This window comes from Kitasatospora sp. NPDC057965, from assembly GCF_042887135.1.
Classification (GTDB): domain Bacteria; phylum Actinomycetota; class Actinomycetes; order Streptomycetales; family Streptomycetaceae; genus Kitasatospora.
This window is the reverse complement of the sequence record NZ_JBHVPZ010000007.1, coordinates 280,463-296,910: the sequence shown is the minus strand read 5'-3', so window position 1 is coordinate 296,910 and position 16,448 is coordinate 280,463. Positions and strand designations below refer to the sequence as shown.

Genomic DNA, 16,448 nt, shown 5'->3' with positions numbered 1-16,448 from the left:
TGGGGGAGAGGGGGTGGGTGCCGGGGCGTCGGTGCCCCGAACACAACGTCTCCGCCGCCAGGAGTGGCCGCAATCCGCGCGCGCCGAGCGGGCGATACGCATGCATACGAATGGGTGCGGGCGGCTACCGGCTGCGAAAGTGGGTGTCCGGGAAGTCGGCGGGCTCGCGCAGCACGAGCGTGGACAGCACGGGCCAGTGCGCCGTCAGCCCGGTCACCACGATGCAGCCGGTCTCGTGGGGGAACCTGGGGAGGCGGGTGCCGAAGCAGTCCCGGCGGTGGTGGACGTGCACGGGGATCCGCAGGGGGCCGAGCCGCGCGTCCCGGCTGAGGTAGGGGACCCGGCCGACGTCCTCGGCGGGCCGGTCACTGTTGACGAGGAAGGTGTTCAACTCCTCGGTCGGATCGAGGTATTGCGGAAGGTGCGGGTGCTCGGGCGACGAGCGGACGGTCGACACCGTGGCCACCGGTCCGCCGCCCGGAAGGTGGTAGCCGACGTCGATCCGGTACACGAAGCCGTCGACGCCCTGCCGCCCCACGGTGACGACCCACTCGGCGGGCGCGTCCCGCAGGACGGCCGCCGGCTCACCGAACGCCAGCGCCGTCTCCCGGTCGGTGGGAATCCGGAAGCCCTTCGGCGGCCTGCCTCGGAACACCCTTGCCTCCTCGACTGGTTGGGCGACCCGAGCCTAGTGGTCGGCGGGCCGGGGGAAGGCGGCCCGGAGGATGCGCTCGCCGACCGGGTTCATGCCCGAGCCCTTGGCGTCGGTCGCGTTGACCGAGTAGACGAGGGTGCGGGACAGGTCCCTGGTCGCCGCGACGAGCGTGCTGTAACCGGGCCGGGATCCGGTCTTGAGCCAGATGACCTGCCCGGAGGCCTCGTCGTGGTAGCGCTGGAGCCCCGCACTCATCACGGCGCCCTCGATGTCCGGCACGGTGAACATCTCCCGCTCCAGAAGCGGCTGGGGCACGAGCTTGCCGCTGAACAGCGCGACGAGGAACCTCTCCAGGTCCGCGGTGGTGGAGATCATGTCGCCCGCCGCCCAGCGGTCCGACATGTTCCACTCGGTCGCGTCCACGAGCCTGCCGTCCGCGAGCCGCTGGTAGCCCCGGTTGTGGGCGCCCTGGATACGGGGGTCGGGGCCGCCGGGGAAGGAGGTGTGCCGCATGCCGGCCGGGCGGAGGATGCGCACCTGCGCTTGGTGTTCGTAGGTGTCCCCGGTGATCCTCTCGATCAGCAGGCCGAGGACCGTGTAGTCGATGTTGCTGTACCGCTGCTTCCTGCCCGGGCCTTCTCCCGCTCCCCGGTAGGGGCCCTTGGCGACCGACGCCGCGACGACGTCCTCGGGGCGCAGCGTCCGGAAGCGGTTCTCGTAGCCCTCGGCGTTCTCCGGTCCCAGGGAGGAACCCGGCTGGAGTCCGCTGGTGAAGGTGAGCAACTGCCGTACGGTGATCGGCTCGAAGGCGTCGGTCAGCAGGCCGGGCAGGTAGTGCTGGACGGTGCCGCCCAGGTCCACCCTGCCCTCGGCGGCGAGCTGCAGGACGACGGCCGAGGTGACCACCTTGGTGGTGGACCCGGCCCGGAACCGGGCCTCCTCCACCGCCCTGCGGCCGCTCTCCAGATCGTGCACCCCCGCGCTCCCGCGCCAGCTCCCGTCGCTGCCGCCGACACGTACGAGCGCCGCCGTCGCGTCCGCGCCGGGGAGTCCGAGCAGGGCGTCCTCCAGCGACTCCACGTCCTGGCCGGGAAGCCGGCTCGCCGCAGCCTGCGCGGTGGGCACGACGGTCAGCGGAACAGCGGTACCGAGGCCCAGTACGAGCGCGGCGGCAAGGGCGGTGCGGACGCGGATACTCACGTGGCGCTCCAGGGGGTGAACCGACTTGTTCGTACCGAGCCATCCTGCGAAGCGTGAGGAGGCCCCGGATCATCACGAAGGATGACGCCACCCCTGAGAGCCCCCTCATTCAACTGCGCCTGGCAGCAGCACCGTTGTCGGGCTGACCGAGGTGTGCACCACGCCGGAGGCCCCGGCCGTGCGGAGGCTTCCGCGCGGCCGGGCCCATCCGATCCCGTGGTGCGGGGCGGGAGGTTGCCGGGGGTGCGACCCCGAAGGCAGTCGCCGACGGCGGACACGCGCGGCGACACCTGGGCGGTGTGTAACATAAATGGTACGCTCTGGTGGAGGTTGATGGAGGGAGTGGCACGTGATGACCCAAGGCGCCTTTTGGGACGACCTCATTCGGGATCTTCAGGACCCCGACTTCCTTCGCGAGTACGTGGTTGAGTCGATGCGGATCGCCACGATCGACCGCATCGTCAACGAGCTCGACGAGGCTCGCGAAGCGGCCGACCTCTCGAAGGCGGCCCTGGCGAGAGCCATCAGCGCGGAACCGGCGGTTGTTCGGCGCCTCTTCTCGGCAGGGCATGTGAATCCGACCTTGGGGACGCTCGCGGAGGTCGCGGCGGCCCTGGGAATGCGCATTACGTTGGAGCCGCTGCCCGATGCCGAGCGTGAGTCGATCACCACTCCACTCCTGGACGGGCAGGCGGCGGACGTGCAAACGCTGGCGGAGCACCTGACCGCCATGCGCGAGACGAAGTCCCATTCTCGCTCCGCCGCCTGACCCCGCCCGGACGCTAGAGCGTCGAACGAGGGTTGCGTTTCCGGTATTCGGAGCCGAGTTCCCGGACATCCTCGTAGTCGGCATCCGACAGTACGGTTTTGAAGGGTCTGTCCAGTCCGGAGACGACCACGAGCAAGGGCTTCGCAGCCCCGGCGGCCTCGTAGTCGAGGAGGCAGAAGAGCCGGTAGTGGTGTCTCTTCGGCCCGTCCACCCGGACCTCGAACCAGCCGGCCATGTCGCCCTTCATGGCCTCCCAGTAGCCGCCACCGGCAAAGTGCTTCGGGGGTGCGGCCGCGACGGCGACGAGCACGGCGCGCATCTTGGCCCTGACGCCGGGCGGGCAGACCTCGTTCAGGAAAGCTCTCCCCGGAGCCTGCTGCTCGGGATCATCGTCATGATGGCGTTGGAAGTAGACCACTTCAAGCTCGTCATCACTCGACGGTTTGGCCTTCACTTGAGGATGCGCCACGGGGGGTTTCGTCCGGCGCCGATCTCGTGAATCTGGTGTCACAGCTGGATCATCTCGCAACGGGCCAGGCGTGGCCGACTGTTGTGGCGAACCAGCACTCCTGGCGCCCTTCGGCTGCGTGCCGAGCAGGCGTCCCGCCACTTCAATGTTCCTGATGGAGATGCCGGATGGCACCGAGTGGCTTTACTCGGAGAGCCTCTACCGCGGACACTTCAGTGATTCGCCGTCGGTCGTCGCGGAGCATCGGGGTGACTATGACCTGCTGCGCGGACACGTACTCTCGGTGAGCGACTCTCGGGCGCTGATCGCCGATGCGATGGAGGAGTACCGGTATGAGGAGCGTCAATCTCAGCGCGGCGGTGTGGCGGACGAGCAGTTACAGCGCAGATCACGGGGGCGAGTGCGTCGAGGTGGCCCTCGTCTCCTCCCTCCCCGGCGTCGTTCCGGTGCGTGACTCCAAGGACCCCTCCGGGCCGGTCCTCCTCTTCACCTCCGCCTCCTGGCAGTCCTTCCTCACCTCCCTCCGGGACGGCTCCCTCCCCGTTGGTTAGGACCACCCCTGGGGATGGGCTACTATTTACCCATCACCCAGTTGCGCGGGTGGCGGAATAGGCAGACGCGCTGGATTCAGGTTCCAGTGCCCGAAAGGGCGTGGGGGTTCAACTCCCCCCTCGCGCACAAATGAACGGCCGGTCGATCTTCGGATCGACCGGCCGTTCTGTTCTTCAGGCCCGGAGGAACACCACGCCCGCCACGGCCACTGCCGCGAGCACGGCGATCACCAGGGCGTGGATCCTCACGTCCCACTTCTCCGAGCGGCGTTCCGCGGCCGGGTCCAGGGTGAACTCGGCCGGGTCCGCAGCCGTGTAGTGGACCGTGACATCACGGCCGTACGCGCCGGCGGGGTCCGGAAGGTTCGACGTGCAGTGGGCCGTGACGACGGCGCCCTCGCGGGTGACGAACGACACCACCGGGGTGATCGTGGTCCTGGTGTGGCCGTCGTCCTCGTCGACGGTGACGTCCTTCAGGACGGCGACGATCCGCCCCGGTGCGGTCTCCATCGTGGCCAGCCTGCCGAGGCGGTCGTTCCCGGCGCGCACCGCCCCGGGCAGCTGAACGGCACCGAGCAGCGCCAACGGCCCGCCGGAACCGATCAGCGCCCACGGCCACCCCCAGTCGACCGCGGCGAGGACCACCAGCCCGACGTAGACCAGGAAGGCCGCGCAGCTCGGCCGGCCCAGCCCGCGCGTGGGCTTCTCGGGGACGTTGGAGAACCGGTAGGCGTGCGGTCTGCCCCGCGGATGGTTGAGCCCGACCTCCCGGCCCTCCCACGCCACGGTGATCATCTCGCCGCGCTCACCGTCGTTCGTCACGACGATGTCCTGCCCGGAGGCCGGGTCGCGATAGGAGACGACCACCGATATCCCGCCGTCCCGGGACCCACCGTGCCGGGGTACCCGCACCCGCTCGATCCGCGCCGTGAGCCGGACGGTCCGCTGCGCCTTGGTCACGCCGGCCAGAGACATACCGGCCCCGGTCACCGCCGCCGCACCCCACACCGCACACCACAGCACCAGTGACTCGTGCCACCCCATGCGCTCTCCTCCGGCCGATCCGATCCGATCCGGTCAACTGCCGTTGCGCCGGAGTACTGTGCCCTGCCCGTCCGCCTCCAGGCTTCCGGTGCCGCCGTCACCGGTCACCACGACCCTGAGCGCGAGCGAGCCGGTGACGCCGTCGGCGGTCAGCTGCCAGCTGCGCGGGGAATCGACGCCGAGGGTGCTCCTGGCCTCCTCGACCAGCGCGGCCACACGATCGAAGGGCAGCGAACGCGGGTCGAACCCGGAGGTCCGCACGCCGGTGGGGGAGAAGACGACCGTCAGCAGCCGGTCCTGCACGACGACGGTGAGTGCCTGGCGCGTCTCCCCGTCCTGCGTCAACGACTCCACGGCCCTGCGAAGTTCGCCGTGATCGAGCATCGACCGGCCCGGACCGAGGGTGACCGTGCCGGTCGCCGATGTCACGGTGGTCGTGGACGAGGTGGAAGCGGACGGCTTCGGGGCGGTGCTGCTCGCGTCGGGGCCGAACAGGTCGGCGCGGAAGAGCAGGAGCACGGCGCCCACGCCGAGCAGCAGGCCGAGAAGAGTGAGAAACCCGCCGGCACGGCCCGTCGGGGGATCGTCCTTCATGACCGGACCGGGCGCCGAGTCCAGGTACGCGCCGGCCGCCCGTTCCTCCCAGGCCGGCGTCGGCCGCTTCACGATCCGGCACTCCCACGGCCGGTCCGGCGGGTACTCGACCACCACGATCCCGCGCGGGCGGTAGTCGGGAAGCTCCACGAGGTTGATGCCCTGTCGGATCTCGACGCGGTACGCCGGCGCGTCGTCCGGTGCGACGGTCAGCTCGAACCGCACCGGCACATCACTGGTGTCGCTCCCGACGGCCTCCAGGCTCTCGACCATCGCGAGCGCCGTGCGCGGCGCAACGGCCTTTTCGCGGGAGCGGCGCGGCAGGGTGCAGAGGTGGAGGACCAGGCCGTAGACCGCAGGCAGAACCAGGCCGATGATGATCAGCGGTGCCTTCCCGACGACGCATCCGCTGATGAACGCGGTCAGCGACACCCCGGTCACGCCACCTGTCAGGAATCCCCGTGCGAGGCCGGCAGGCCTGGTGTGCGTGGGTGGCGCGACCGCGGTGATCGTCATACGGCTGATTGTGCACGTCACGGGTGACGGCCGACAGACCCGAAGACTGTCGGGTCGGCCGGCCACGCTGCTGTGCGGGCGATGCGGCTCAGCGGCAGAGGGCGGTGTCCACGACGTCTTCGAGGTGCGCCGTGACCGCCTCGTCCGTGGGGACGGTGGTCACCGCGATGTTGACGGCGCGCCCGTCGTCCGTCGCTCCGCCCCGGGTCTCGTAGCCCGGGATGTCGCCGCCGTGCCCCCAGTAGACCCCGCCGCACGACAGTGGGCGGCTGATCAGCCCCAGCCCGTAGCCGGCGCCGCTGTTCCCGATCGGCACGGTGGTGCGCATCTGGGCGAGCTGGGCCGCCGGGAGGAGGCGGCCGGCGAGGAGGGCGGCGAAGAACTGGTTGAGGTCGGCGTTGGTGGAGACCATCTGGCCCGCCGCCCAGGCCACCGAGGGGTCCAGTTCCGTGATGTCGCGCAGGGGTTCGGCCGCCGACTCCCGGTAGTACCCCTTCGGGTGGGCTTCCCGGACGGTCCGGTCGCCGGCGGTGGGGAAGTAGGTGTGCCGCAGCCCGAGGGGCTGGAGCACACGCCGCCCGATCTCCTCGGCGATCGGGCGGCCGGTGACCTTCTGGACGATCAGACCGACCAGCACGTAGTTGGTGCTGCTGTACGCGAACCTCGCCCCGGGCGCGAAGTCGGCCTTGTGCTGGAAGGCGATGTCCAGGATGTCGCGCGGCTCGTAGTAGCGGCTGCGGATCTCCGACTCGCTGATGTAGCCCTCGTACTCGGGCAGTCCGCTGGTGTGCTGGAGGAGCTGACGCACGGTGATGTGCCGGCCGTCGATCCCGTCCCCGCGCACCAGGCCCGGCAGGTAGCTGTCGACGTCGGCGTCGAGGTCGACCTTCCCTTCGCCGACCAGCTGCAGCGCGACCACCGCGGTGAACGTCTTGGTGTTGCTGCCGATCCGGACCTGGCCGTCCCCGGGCACCTTTGCGCCGGTGGCCAGGTCGCCGACGCCCGCCGTGTAGGTGCGGGTGCGGCCGGTACGGTCCTTGGCGCTCGCCAGCGCGGCGGGCAGGCCGTCGTCACGCACCAGCGCGTCGAGACCCCGCTGCACGGTGTCGGGCCGGCCGACGGCGGGTGCGGCGGACGCGGCCGGCGGCGCGAGGACACCCGCCGTCAGGGCGGCGACGGCCACCGCGGCGGCGGCCGACAGGGAACGAAGCCTCAGCCTCGACTGCTCACGCATGGGTCAACTCCTGGGAATCGCTGGGAGAAGTGGTAGCGGCACGATCATGGGATCCGGGGCCCGCGGCGCACATCGCGGAAAGGCGGGAAAGCGCGATCCCTCGATCGGGGGAGGCCCCCGGCGAGATGCCCGCCCATACTGGCGATCATGATCAGGGGAACCCGGCCGCTGCTGAGCGGCTCCACGTACACGGGCGTGCTGTTCGCCCTCTGCGGCGCGTTGGCGAGCCTTCCGCTGCTGCCGTTCGCCACGCTGCCGGCGTTGCTGTGGAGTTCGGCTCCGTACGCGGTGCAGGCCGTGCTGACCCTGCTGGCCTGGTCGTTGCTGCTCGGCCTGGTCGGCCTGGCCCGCACCACACGGCGGGTGCTGATCGTGTCCGCCCGCCGAGCGCTGAGAGTGCCGCTGCCGGATCCGGCGGCCGGCAGCCGGTCCGCCGCGGACCGGCTGCGGACCCCGGTCTGGCTGGTGCTGCTCGTGGCGCTGGGGTGGACGGGCGCTCCGACGGCCGGGCTGTTGCTGCTCCTGGGCCTGTCGCTGCCGGGGAACTGGCTCGGCGGTACGGCGCGGCTGAAGCTGTTCGACCGGTCGACGGATCTGGCGGACGGCTGGTGGAGCTGGCCGGCGGCGGCCGGCTGCCTGCTGCTGGCAGCGGTGGTGTGCGGGGTGGTGACGGGCGTGCTGCGGTGGACGGCGCCCCGGCTGCTGGGCCCGTCGGCGGCCGAGCGGCTGGCGCTGGCGGCCGAACGGGAGCAGCTGCTGGCCGAACGCAACCGGCTGGCCCATGAGTTGCACGACTCCATCGGGCACACCCTGACGGCGGCCACCATCCAGGCCGCGGTGGCGGGCGAGGTGCTCGCCGTGGACCCGGTGGCGGCGCGGGCGGCCATGCGCAGCATCGAGGAGTCGACCCGGGCCGCGCTGGAGGACCTGGACTACGTGCTGGGCGTGCTGCGCGAGGAGGAGGCGGGGACGGCGCCGGTCCGCACCCTGGCCGACCTGCCCGAACTGCTGGACCGGCTGCGGCACGCGGGCGCGATGGTGGAACCGGAGCTGTCGGGCGAGTGGGCGCAGGTGCAGGGCACGGTCTCCCGGGCGGCGTACCGGATCCTCCAGGAGGGGCTGACCAACGCCCTGCGGCACGGGGCGGGCGGTCCGATCGAGGTCCGGGTGGTGGCGGGGCCGGACGCGCTGGAGCTCCGCGTGGTCAACCGGACCGGGGCGGTGGCCACCGGCAGGAATCAGCGGGCCTTCCCGACGTCCGGGCACGGCCTGCCCGGGCTGGCCGAGCGGGTGCGGCTGCTGCACGGCGAGTTCGAGGCCGGGCCGGACGGGCCGCAGCACTGGCGGCTGGCGGTCCGGCTGCCGGTACGGGTGTCGGCGTGATCCACCCGGAGGCGACCGGCCCCGGCGGCGACCGTGTAGCGCTGCTGATCGCGGACGACGACGAGATCACCCGCAGCGGACTTCGCATGCTGCTCGCGGCACAGCCGGGGATCACCGTGGTCGGAGAGGCCGCCGACGGCATCGAGGCGGTGGAGCAGGCACGACGGCTGCGGCCGGACGTGGTCCTGATGGACGTGCGGATGCCGCGCCTCAACGGGATCGAGGCCACCCGGCAGCTGCTGGCCGCCGGGTCCACCGAATGCGCCGAACCGCCGAAGGTCGTGGTGATCACCACCTTCGAGAACGACGGCTACGTCACCGCCGCGCTCGGCGCCGGGGCCAGCGGCTTCGTGCTCAAGCGGCTCCCGGTCCGGCAGATCGCCGAGGCGGTGCGGGTGGTGGCCGCGGGGGAGGCGATCCTCTTCCCGGCGGCGCTGCGCCGGATGGTCGCCGCCCGCCCGCTGGACTCCGCCGAGGCGCTGCCGAAGGCCGCGCTGACGGGACGGGAGGAGGAGGTGCTGCGGCTGATGGCCACCGGTTCGTCCAACCCGGAGATCGCGCAGTCGCTGGTGGTGAGCCTGGAGACGGTGAAGACGCACGTCGGCAACGTGCTGACCAAGCTCGGCGCGCAGAACCGGACCCACGCCGTGGTGATCGCGTACGAGTCGGGCCTGGTGGTGCCGGGGTTCGCCGGCTGACCCGCCGCGCGGAGAGCGGCCGGTCGCTCCCCGAACCGACCGGCCGCTCCTGTTCCAGGTCGTGCCGCTCAGCCGAGCGGCAGCTTCAGGAGGGCTTCCTCCCTGCTCAGGGAGGTGACGGTGGTCCTGCCGGTGCCGCCCTCGCCGCCGACGAAGGAGTAGAGCCGGTCGCGGCTGTTGACGACCAGGGCGAGCCGGTGGCCGTCGCCCAGGTCGTAGGCGGCGGGCTGGAGCGTCCAGTCGACGGTCCGTTCCGTGCCGGCGCTCAGACCGGTGACGGTGAGGGGCTCGTGGGTGATGATCCGGGCGGAGCCGTCCGGGTCGAGGTCGAAGAGGTAGGCGACCAGGGACGCGGCGTCGCCCGCTTCGACGCCCACGGCGAGCCGGAGCGTGGCGGCGCCGCGGATCCGGCGCCCGCCCGCCAGCGCCTCGGTGGACCAGACGAGCAGCCGGTCGCGCTCGAAGCCGGCCGGGTCGTAGGCCTTCGGGTTGCCGAACCACTCCTTCTGCCCGGTCTCCATGATGTCGTCCATCGCGGTGGCGCTGGTCTCGCTCCCGGCGGTGAACGTGCGGCTCCAGCCCGCGGACGGCTTGTCGGACAGGGCTCCGTCGCCGTTGCCGTTGGTGCCGCTCAGGTACCAGGCCTCGGTGCCGGTGGTGGCCTCGGACCAGGAATCGAGGGGTTCGCGCCGGGCCGCCTTGGTGATCCGCCTGCCGCCGCCGATGGCCGGGGCGGTGTCGTAGGTGAACATCACCTGGCTGTTGACCACCGGCCAGTCCGGCACCTCGGTGGGCTTGCCGAGCAGGTGGTGGTCGAGCCAGGCGAAGGTCTCCAGCGTCGGCGTCAGCGAGCCGACGAAGGGCGTGCCGCTCGGGAAGCCGGTGATGCCGAGGCCTTCCGGGGCACCGTGGTCGCCGATCCACAGGTTCAGGTGCTTGGGGACGGTGAGCTTCTCGAAGGTGGCGATCGCCTCGCCGGCCGGGAACAGGCTCTCGTGCCAGGTGTTCGAGTAGAAGGTGGGGACGCCCTGGGAGTTGGTGAGGTCGACGTAGGTCTCCGGGGAGCGTGCGTGGCCCCAGCGCACCACCTCCTCCATCTCCCGGCCGGCCAGGAAGTTCTGGAGGATGCGCCAGGTCTCCTCGTCGAACCTTTCGTGTTCCTTGCCCTCCTCGGCCCCGGTGAACTTGATCAGCAGCTCCACGGCCTTGAGGTGCCGGGTGCCGTGGTCGTAGAGGCTGGTGGCCAGGTTGCCCCAGGTGCTCAGGGCGGCCACGGCGGAGACCCGGTTCTGCTGGTCGTGCGCGGCGACCAGCTGGCTGATCCCAGAGCCGTAGGACAGGCCCAGGAACCCGACCTTGCTCGGGGAGAACAGCCCCTCCGCGTGGTCGATCACCAGCGACCCGTCCTCCCAGTCGTCCCGCCCGGCGACGCCGATGAAGCCGTTGGAGCTGTAGAGCTCGCCCGGCGCGCCGAACCCCCGGGGGGTGTACGCCAGCACGTGGTAGCCGCGGGCGGCCAGGGAGAGGTAGCCGACCAGGAACGGCAGCCAGCCGTACGGGTTCCAGCCGGCGGGCACGATCACGACCGGGCGCGGCTCGGAGGTCTTCTGCTCGATCGCGAACGCGGAGAGGCTGACCTCCTCCGTCACGGGGATGCGCGGGAAGGTGACCCCGGCCTCCCGCAGGATCTGCTCCACCAGCTTCCGCAGGTCCTCGGGGAGCGCGGCGGCCGGGGCCGTGCCCTGGAGGGCGGCGAGCAGAGCCCGGGCGACGGCGAGCACCGCCGGGTTGATGTCGAGGCTCGCGCCGCGCCAGATCCCGTTGGCGGCGATGTCGGCGAGTGTCGCATCGGTGATCGCCGCGGTCGGCTCTCCGCCCTCAGTGGTCATGTGAACTGCCCTTTCCTGGAAGGTCGGGACGCCCGATGGGGGCGCCGTCCAGGCGGATCATGGACCCGAGGGGAGGGCCGGAAACCGAAGGGCCGTCAGCTGCACTCGAACGAGTGAGGGGAGCTGACTCCGCGCCCTCAGGCCGTTCAGTACCGGGTCCGCCAGACGCTCCGGCAGGTGCGGTCCGACCGGGCGGGGCCGAGCAGGGCGCGGGTCTGGAGCGGGGCGCAGAGCAGCTCCAGGGCCAGTGCCGTGTCGGTGCCCGGCGGGAGCTCACCGCGCTCGACGGCCCGGGCCGTGATCGTCCCCTGGCTGGAAGAGACCCTGATCGGCTGACCCGGAGGCCCTTCGGGCGCGGCGCCACCGCGCCCGCAGGGCCGGTCGCCCGCGCTCGTCAGGACCGGCCCCGGTCGGTGAACTCGGCGGCCGTGGAGCCACCGCGGACCAGCCGAGCACGTCCCGCAGGAGCAGCACCGCCCGCTGGCGGGGCGGCAGGTGCTGGACGGCCACCACGAAGGCCAGCTCGACGGTCTCCCTGGCGACGACCACCGCCTCCGGTTCCGCCTCCCGGGCGGCCACCGGCTCCAACAGCCGGTCCGGGAAGGGCTGCAGCCAGGCCACCTCGGCCGGCCGGCCGCCCCCGCCGGGCTTCGGCCGCCGAGGATGCCGGTCGAGGAAGTCCAGGCAGGCGTTGGTGGCGATCCGGTACAGCCAGGCCGGGAGGGAGGAGCGTCCCCGGAAGCTCGCACGATAGCGCCACACCCGGAGCAGCGCCTCCTGCACCAGGTCCTCGGCCTCGTCGTAGGAGCGCAGCATCCGGTAGCAGTGCACCCGCAGCTCCGACCCGGTACCGCTCGGCCGCCGCGGCGAACGCCTCGCCGTCCACGCCCACCGCCCCGTCCGACATCCCGAGTACCCCCCGCCCCTCGGGGACGACCCTCTCACGGGCGCCGGCCCGGACGGCGCCGGGGCGGCGTCCGGGCGTCACAGCGCGTCGCTGTCCGCCAGTTGCTCCAGACGATCGACGACCGCGCCGAGGATCCCGTTCTCCTCGGCGGCTTCGAGGTGGCCGCCGGCGAAGCGGTCGAGCCGCAGGTGGGCGGTGGCGATCCGGCGAAGCGTGGTGGCGTCGGCCGAGGCGATGAACTCGGGGTCGGAGATCCGGCCGTCCTGGTACGGGGCCCAGTTCATCCAGTCGAACCCGGGCTCGGTCAGGCCGCGCGCCGAGGCCCCGACGGCGAACTCCTCCACGGGCGTCATGCCCAGCGCGGGCGGCGCCGCCCCGGGCTCCCGCTCCGCGCGGTGGTAGAGCGCGACGATCTCGCGGGCGGTGTCGGGCGTCAGTTCAGGCATCGGGGGATCCTCCGCGCAGGGGGGTCGGGGCCATGCTCCGTTCACCTCGGGCTCGCTCGATGGGCGTGAATGGGGGAGGAACCCCCGGAACACTCGGGAGGCTACGAGTGCGGTGGCGGGAGGGGCGCCGCCACGCCGTGCGGTCGGGTCGTGCGCCGTCCGAACGGGTCGTGCCCGGGAAGCGGACCGGCCCCCCGCGTTCGTGCGGGGGGCCGGGCTCACCGTGGGGATCCGGTCACTGGGTGACCGTGCGGAAGAGCCAGTGGAGTCGGGCGGTGGCGGCTCCGGGGCGGGTGATGGTGACCGTGTCGACCAGGGTGCTGCGGGTCAGGTCGAGGTGGTCGTAGGGGCTGGCGAAGTTGGACAGCAGCGTTCCGTTGGGGCCGTCGTCGGTCTTGCACCACAGGTAGCCGTTGTCATTGGGGCGGTAGGCGCCCATGGTGACGTAGTCGCCGTTCTGCGGGGCCTGGGGGTGGGCCGCCGTGGAGTTGACGTACTGGCGGCCGTAGACGAGGTAGACGCAGTTGTCGGCGCCGTCCGGGCCCGCGGAGATGGCGCTGAACCGCTGGTGGTTCCCGTGCGAGTCCGGGGCCAGGTAGACGGGGTAGGGCGCGACCTCCAGGTCGTCGACCGAGAGCGCCGGGGCCGAGCCGCCGGAGTCCGTCGCGACGATCTCGGTGAGCCGGGTGCTCTCCTGGGGGTCCTGGAGGAACCAGCGCTGGGCGGCCGAGCCGTCCTGGTCACGGGCCACGATGCCGAGGCCCGGGCCGAGGTCGGTGAGGAACTGGCGGGTGACGTAGTTCTGCAGGGTCCAGGTGCCGTCGCCCTGGGGGACCGGCTGCCAGAGCTGGTCGAGCGCCGCGTTCGGCCACAGCACCGTCCGTGCGTCGCGGGCTCCGCCCTCCTGGCCGAGGTAGCGGCCGGCGTAGGGCGCGTTGGCGTGGAACAGGCGGTAGAAGCCGCTGTACTCCGGGTCGGGCGACAGGTTGAACACCTGCGTCTGGATACCGGCCGGGTTGATCGGCTGGTCACTGACCGCGTGGGTGCTGCTGCCGGGGGCGGCCACGTTGGTGGTGGCGGCGTTGCGCAGCACGGCGGGGCTCTGCACCGGCACCGTCACGGTCTGGGACCGTGGCGGGTTCGGCAGGTTGCCGACCTCCATCACGACGGGGTAGTGGTCCGACAGCAGCATCTGTCCGACCCGGTTCATTCCCAGGACGCTGGGGTTCGTGTTGCCGACGGGAACGGCCACGTAGTCGAGGACGCGGTCCGGGGTGTTCGAGTTCAGGCGCCGGACGGTCGGATGGGTCGGCAGCGCGGGGGCGTGCACCGTGAACTCGCCGGCGACCGCGGTGGCCAGCGACCTGTCCGCTTCGTTCGGATTGGCCGGGGGCAGCGGCGCGCGGTTGTAGTCGCCGAGGGCGATCCAGGGCAGCGGGCTCTGGTTGGGGCCCGCGGTGGCCATCCGCTGCCGGATGTTGCGCAGCAGCCCGGGGTCGTCGTTGCCGCTGCCCGAGAGGCCGTGCACCGTGAAGTACACGACGCCGTCGACGTTGACGCCGAGCGCGGGCCGGCCGGTGAAGCCGTTGTCCCGCCCCGCCTCGATGACGTACACGTCCTGCGGCTGGACCCGGGTACGGCTCAGGATGGCCAGGTTGACCCGGCCCGTGTCGGTGTTGGGGTCGGTGTCCGTGTGCAGCCAGTACAGGTAGCCCTGCGGCCTGGCGCCCGTTCCGCCGTACCGGTACTCGCGGACCGGGGGTGTGCGGCCGGCCCAGTCGAAGAAGACCGGCGGGTTCTGCGGGATGTCCTGCTCGAACCCGGCGCCGCTCGGCGGGGCACCGGCCTCCTGGAGGGCGATGATGTCGGCCTGGTTCTGCCGTGCCAGCTGGTTCACCCCCAGCGTGTACTTGCTCTCGTAGGCGGAGGAGTCCTCGCCCGTCCCGCCGCCGGTGCCCGCGCCCTGCATGTTCCAGGTGGCGATCGTGCGGCGGTTGCCCGCACGGGGGTCGAGATCACCGCCGGTGTCCCGCAGGAACAGCGACGGCCGCTTGCCGACGTCGGCGGGGACGACCCCCTGGCCGGTGAAGTCGAGGGTCTCCCGGCCGGTCCAGTCCGGGATCGCCTGGCCGCCCTGGCTCAGCGGCTGGAACGTGCTCGGGGAGCCGTTGGCGGAGCCGAACTGGAAGGCGGTGCCGGACTGGGTGCCGTACGGGGTGTAGGGCACGTACGGTCCGCCCGGTGCCGTCTGCTTGACCATCGTGTTGTCGTAGAAGACGTTCTGCGGGCCCGAGGAGCCGGACCACTTGACCGCCTTGGGGCCGGCCGCCCACCAGACCGGGTACCACGTCCCCTCGTCGATCTCGCCGCCCTCGCCGCCGCAGTTGGTCGTGCAGCTGCCCGAGCGGTGCTCGTAGGGGACGCGCAGGGTGTTCTGCTCGAACAGGTTGTTGTGCTCCCACCCGCCGTGCAGGTTGAGGTCGGAGTCGAGGTCGTTGCGGAAGGCGACGTTGCCGCTGGCCGACCACTGGAAGGTGAAGTGGCGCAGGTTGCGGCTGAGGTTGTAGGCGTACAGCGAGTCCCAGACCCGGCTGCCGCGCAGGTAGCCGTTGCCGCCCTTGCCCTTGTTCCAGGCGCCGTCGAAGCTGTTGCGCTCGATCTGGACGTTGCGGGCGTCCTCGGTGACGATCGGGTGCGAGCCGGTCATCTCGGCCTTCAGCCCGCGGGCCCAGTCGTTGGCGGCCCACTTGAAGACGATGCCGTGCATCGCGTACTCGGGCGCCATGTTGCCGTAGTTGTGCACGGCCTGGGCGGGGGTCAGGTCGTAGGTGCCGCCGCCGAGCTTGGGCAGGCCGTTCATGTCCTGGGTGAAGGCGAAGTCCTCGAAGCCGACACCCTCGACCACCTTCAGCGGGGTGACCTTGCTGGCGTAGGGCTTGTCGCCGAGCGGGGTGGAGCCGTCCGAGGTGGAGTCGACCGGCAGGTCCCACTCCAGCGGGCGGTCCAGGGTGACCGTCTTCGCCGCGGCGTCGATCGCGTTGACCCGGAACATCTGCTGCCGCATGTGGAGGTTGTCCATCTGGCTGCGGTCGGAGACGCCCTGCTGCTCGTAGAACTTGACGCTGTTGGCCGCGCCGACCCAGACGTAGCCGCCCAGGGAGAACTTCTTCATGTCGGCCTTGGGGTCCAGCTGCACGACGTCCTGGCCCTGCCGGCCCGCCCAGCCCGGGTCGGCCGTCTTGGCGGCGACCTTGATGCCGGAGGCCCAGTGCTGGTTGACGCTGCCCTCGAAGATGTCCTTGCGGTTCGCCGGGGCGGCGGCCCAGTCGTCCTGGTAGCGCTCGGCGATGTCCCGGGTCTGGACCCGGAACAGGCCGCGGCCCGGCCAGATCCAGCCGCCGGTGCCGACGTCGCTGCCACTGCCGGCCTTCATGCTGTCCTGGTCCCAGCGGCCGTTGACCAGGGTGTCGTAGCGGGTGTTGACGTCGGGCCGGAACACCAGGCGGGTGCCGCCGGCGCCGGAGCCCTGGCCGCGCAGGACGAGGAAGTCGGCGTCCACGTAGATCTGCCGGGAGACGTCGATCCGGCCGGCCGGCAGGGAGATCAGCGAGAGGCTGTTGAAGTTGGCGCCCGGCGAGCAGTTGGCCTTGATGTCGTCGATCGCCCGCTGCAGGCCGGTGGTGTCGTCGGCGCCGTCGTCCGCCCGCACGCCGTACTGGGAGGCGAGCCGGTCGGGGGTGATGCGGCAATCGGCGTTCGTGGTCAGGTCGCCGTCGCCGGGCAGCGGCCGGCCGCCGCGGAAGCCCACCCGGGACCAGTCGGGCATGCCGGGGGCCGGTCCGGTGCGGTTGGCGTAGCTCAGGTCCGGGCCCTCGGCTCCGGGACCGGCCGTGACGGAGCCGGCCGGGGCCGCGGAGGCCGGTGCCGCCGGGGCGAGCGCCGGGAGGGTGAGGGAGAGCAGCAGGCCGGACAGCAGCGCGGCCGATGGTCGTAGACGTTTCACGGGACCTCGTTCCGGGGGGTCGCAGAAGTGCCCCCGGCTCCTTGGACGAGACGGGGGCGGTGTGCTGGACGGTCCGGTCCGCCGGGAGTG

Annotated in this window: 15 protein-coding genes, 1 tRNA gene and 1 pseudogene; 6 read left to right on the top strand and 11 right to left on the bottom strand. The window is 71.9% G+C overall.

What is annotated here, in order from left to right; translation table 11 throughout:
- Positions 1-124: 124 nt before the first annotated feature.
- Together ACFVVU_RS11965 and ACFVVU_RS11960 are read right to left on the bottom strand one after the other, a co-directional pair.
- On the bottom strand, positions 125-655 hold the full coding sequence (locus ACFVVU_RS11965) for a hypothetical protein (RefSeq protein WP_387789518.1): 531 nt from the start codon (positions 653-655) through the stop codon (positions 125-127).
- A 33-nt stretch (positions 656-688) separates the two neighbouring features.
- Positions 689-1,849, bottom strand: a complete 1,161-nt coding sequence (locus ACFVVU_RS11960; RefSeq protein WP_387789589.1) for a serine hydrolase domain-containing protein — start codon at positions 1,847-1,849, stop codon at positions 689-691.
- A 358-nt stretch (positions 1,850-2,207) separates the two neighbouring features.
- Between ACFVVU_RS11960 and ACFVVU_RS11955 the strand changes: the two genes are divergently transcribed.
- Positions 2,208-2,624, top strand: a complete 417-nt coding sequence (locus ACFVVU_RS11955; protein ID WP_380683651.1) for a helix-turn-helix domain-containing protein — start codon at positions 2,208-2,210, stop codon at positions 2,622-2,624.
- A 13-nt stretch (positions 2,625-2,637) separates the two neighbouring features.
- Here ACFVVU_RS11955 and ACFVVU_RS11950 read toward each other — a convergent pair whose 3' ends face one another.
- Positions 2,638-3,078, bottom strand: a complete 441-nt coding sequence (locus tag ACFVVU_RS11950; RefSeq protein WP_387789516.1) for a hypothetical protein — start codon at positions 3,076-3,078, stop codon at positions 2,638-2,640.
- A gap of 85 nt (positions 3,079-3,163) precedes the next feature.
- Between ACFVVU_RS11950 and ACFVVU_RS11945 the strand changes: the two are divergent.
- The 3 genes and pseudogenes from ACFVVU_RS11945 to ACFVVU_RS11935 form a co-directional block, all read left to right on the top strand.
- Positions 3,164-3,391: pseudogene (locus tag ACFVVU_RS11945) on the top strand (hypothetical protein); the annotation flags it as partial.
- A gap of 34 nt (positions 3,392-3,425) precedes the next feature.
- On the top strand, positions 3,426-3,644 hold the full coding sequence (locus ACFVVU_RS11940; protein ID WP_380683653.1) for a DUF397 domain-containing protein: 219 nt from the start codon (positions 3,426-3,428) through the stop codon (positions 3,642-3,644).
- 43 nt (positions 3,645-3,687) lie between these two features.
- Positions 3,688-3,771 (top strand) — tRNA-Leu (locus tag ACFVVU_RS11935).
- A gap of 47 nt (positions 3,772-3,818) precedes the next feature.
- Here the strand turns inward: ACFVVU_RS11935 and ACFVVU_RS11930 are convergent.
- The 3 genes from ACFVVU_RS11930 to ACFVVU_RS11920 all read right to left on the bottom strand — a co-directional run bounded on the left by ACFVVU_RS11930 (position 3,819) and on the right by ACFVVU_RS11920 (position 7,032).
- Complete coding sequence (locus ACFVVU_RS11930) at positions 3,819-4,688, bottom strand: DUF3592 domain-containing protein (RefSeq protein WP_387789515.1); 870 nt, start codon at positions 4,686-4,688, stop codon at positions 3,819-3,821.
- Positions 4,689-4,721: 33 nt separating this feature from the next.
- The gene (locus ACFVVU_RS11925; RefSeq protein WP_387789514.1) at positions 4,722-5,798 is read right to left on the bottom strand and encodes a hypothetical protein; all 1,077 of its coding nucleotides are present in this window, start codon (positions 5,796-5,798) and stop codon (positions 4,722-4,724) included.
- Between the two features lie 88 nt (positions 5,799-5,886).
- Positions 5,887-7,032: a serine hydrolase domain-containing protein gene (locus tag ACFVVU_RS11920; protein WP_387789512.1), complete on the bottom strand. Its 1,146-nt coding sequence runs from the start codon at positions 7,030-7,032 to the stop codon at positions 5,887-5,889.
- A gap of 147 nt (positions 7,033-7,179) precedes the next feature.
- Here ACFVVU_RS11920 and ACFVVU_RS11915 point away from each other — a divergent pair, with 147 nt between their 5' ends.
- The gene (locus ACFVVU_RS11915; RefSeq protein ID WP_387789511.1) at positions 7,180-8,415 is read left to right on the top strand and encodes a sensor histidine kinase; all 1,236 of its coding nucleotides are present in this window, start codon (positions 7,180-7,182) and stop codon (positions 8,413-8,415) included.
- On the top strand, positions 8,415-9,113 hold the full coding sequence (locus tag ACFVVU_RS11910) for a response regulator (protein WP_387789588.1): 699 nt from the start codon (positions 8,415-8,417) through the stop codon (positions 9,111-9,113). The genes ACFVVU_RS11915 and ACFVVU_RS11910 overlap by 1 nt, the downstream gene beginning before the upstream one ends.
- 68 nt (positions 9,114-9,181) lie before the next feature.
- On the opposite strand, the gene ACFVVU_RS11905 is transcribed toward ACFVVU_RS11910, so the two are convergent.
- The 5 genes from ACFVVU_RS11905 to ACFVVU_RS11885 form a co-directional block, all read right to left on the bottom strand.
- Positions 9,182-11,002 (bottom strand): CocE/NonD family hydrolase, encoded by a 1,821-nt coding sequence (locus ACFVVU_RS11905; protein ID WP_387789509.1) that lies wholly within the window; start codon positions 11,000-11,002, stop codon positions 9,182-9,184.
- A 146-nt stretch (positions 11,003-11,148) separates the two neighbouring features.
- Entirely contained in the window at positions 11,149-11,250 is a 102-nt protein-coding gene (locus ACFVVU_RS11900) for a hypothetical protein (protein ID WP_387789586.1), read from the bottom strand.
- Between the two features lie 25 nt (positions 11,251-11,275).
- Positions 11,276-11,833 carry a sigma-70 family RNA polymerase sigma factor gene (locus ACFVVU_RS11895; RefSeq protein WP_387789508.1) on the bottom strand — a complete coding sequence of 186 codons (558 nt, stop codon included), beginning with the start codon at positions 11,831-11,833 and terminating at the stop codon, positions 11,276-11,278.
- Between the two features lie 153 nt (positions 11,834-11,986).
- Entirely contained in the window at positions 11,987-12,355 is a 369-nt protein-coding gene (locus ACFVVU_RS11890; protein ID WP_387789506.1) for a DUF6508 domain-containing protein, read from the bottom strand.
- A gap of 235 nt (positions 12,356-12,590) precedes the next feature.
- On the bottom strand, positions 12,591-16,358 hold the full coding sequence (locus ACFVVU_RS11885) for an endonuclease/exonuclease/phosphatase family protein (RefSeq protein WP_387789505.1): 3,768 nt from the start codon (positions 16,356-16,358) through the stop codon (positions 12,591-12,593).
- Positions 16,359-16,448: the final 90 nt, after the last annotated feature.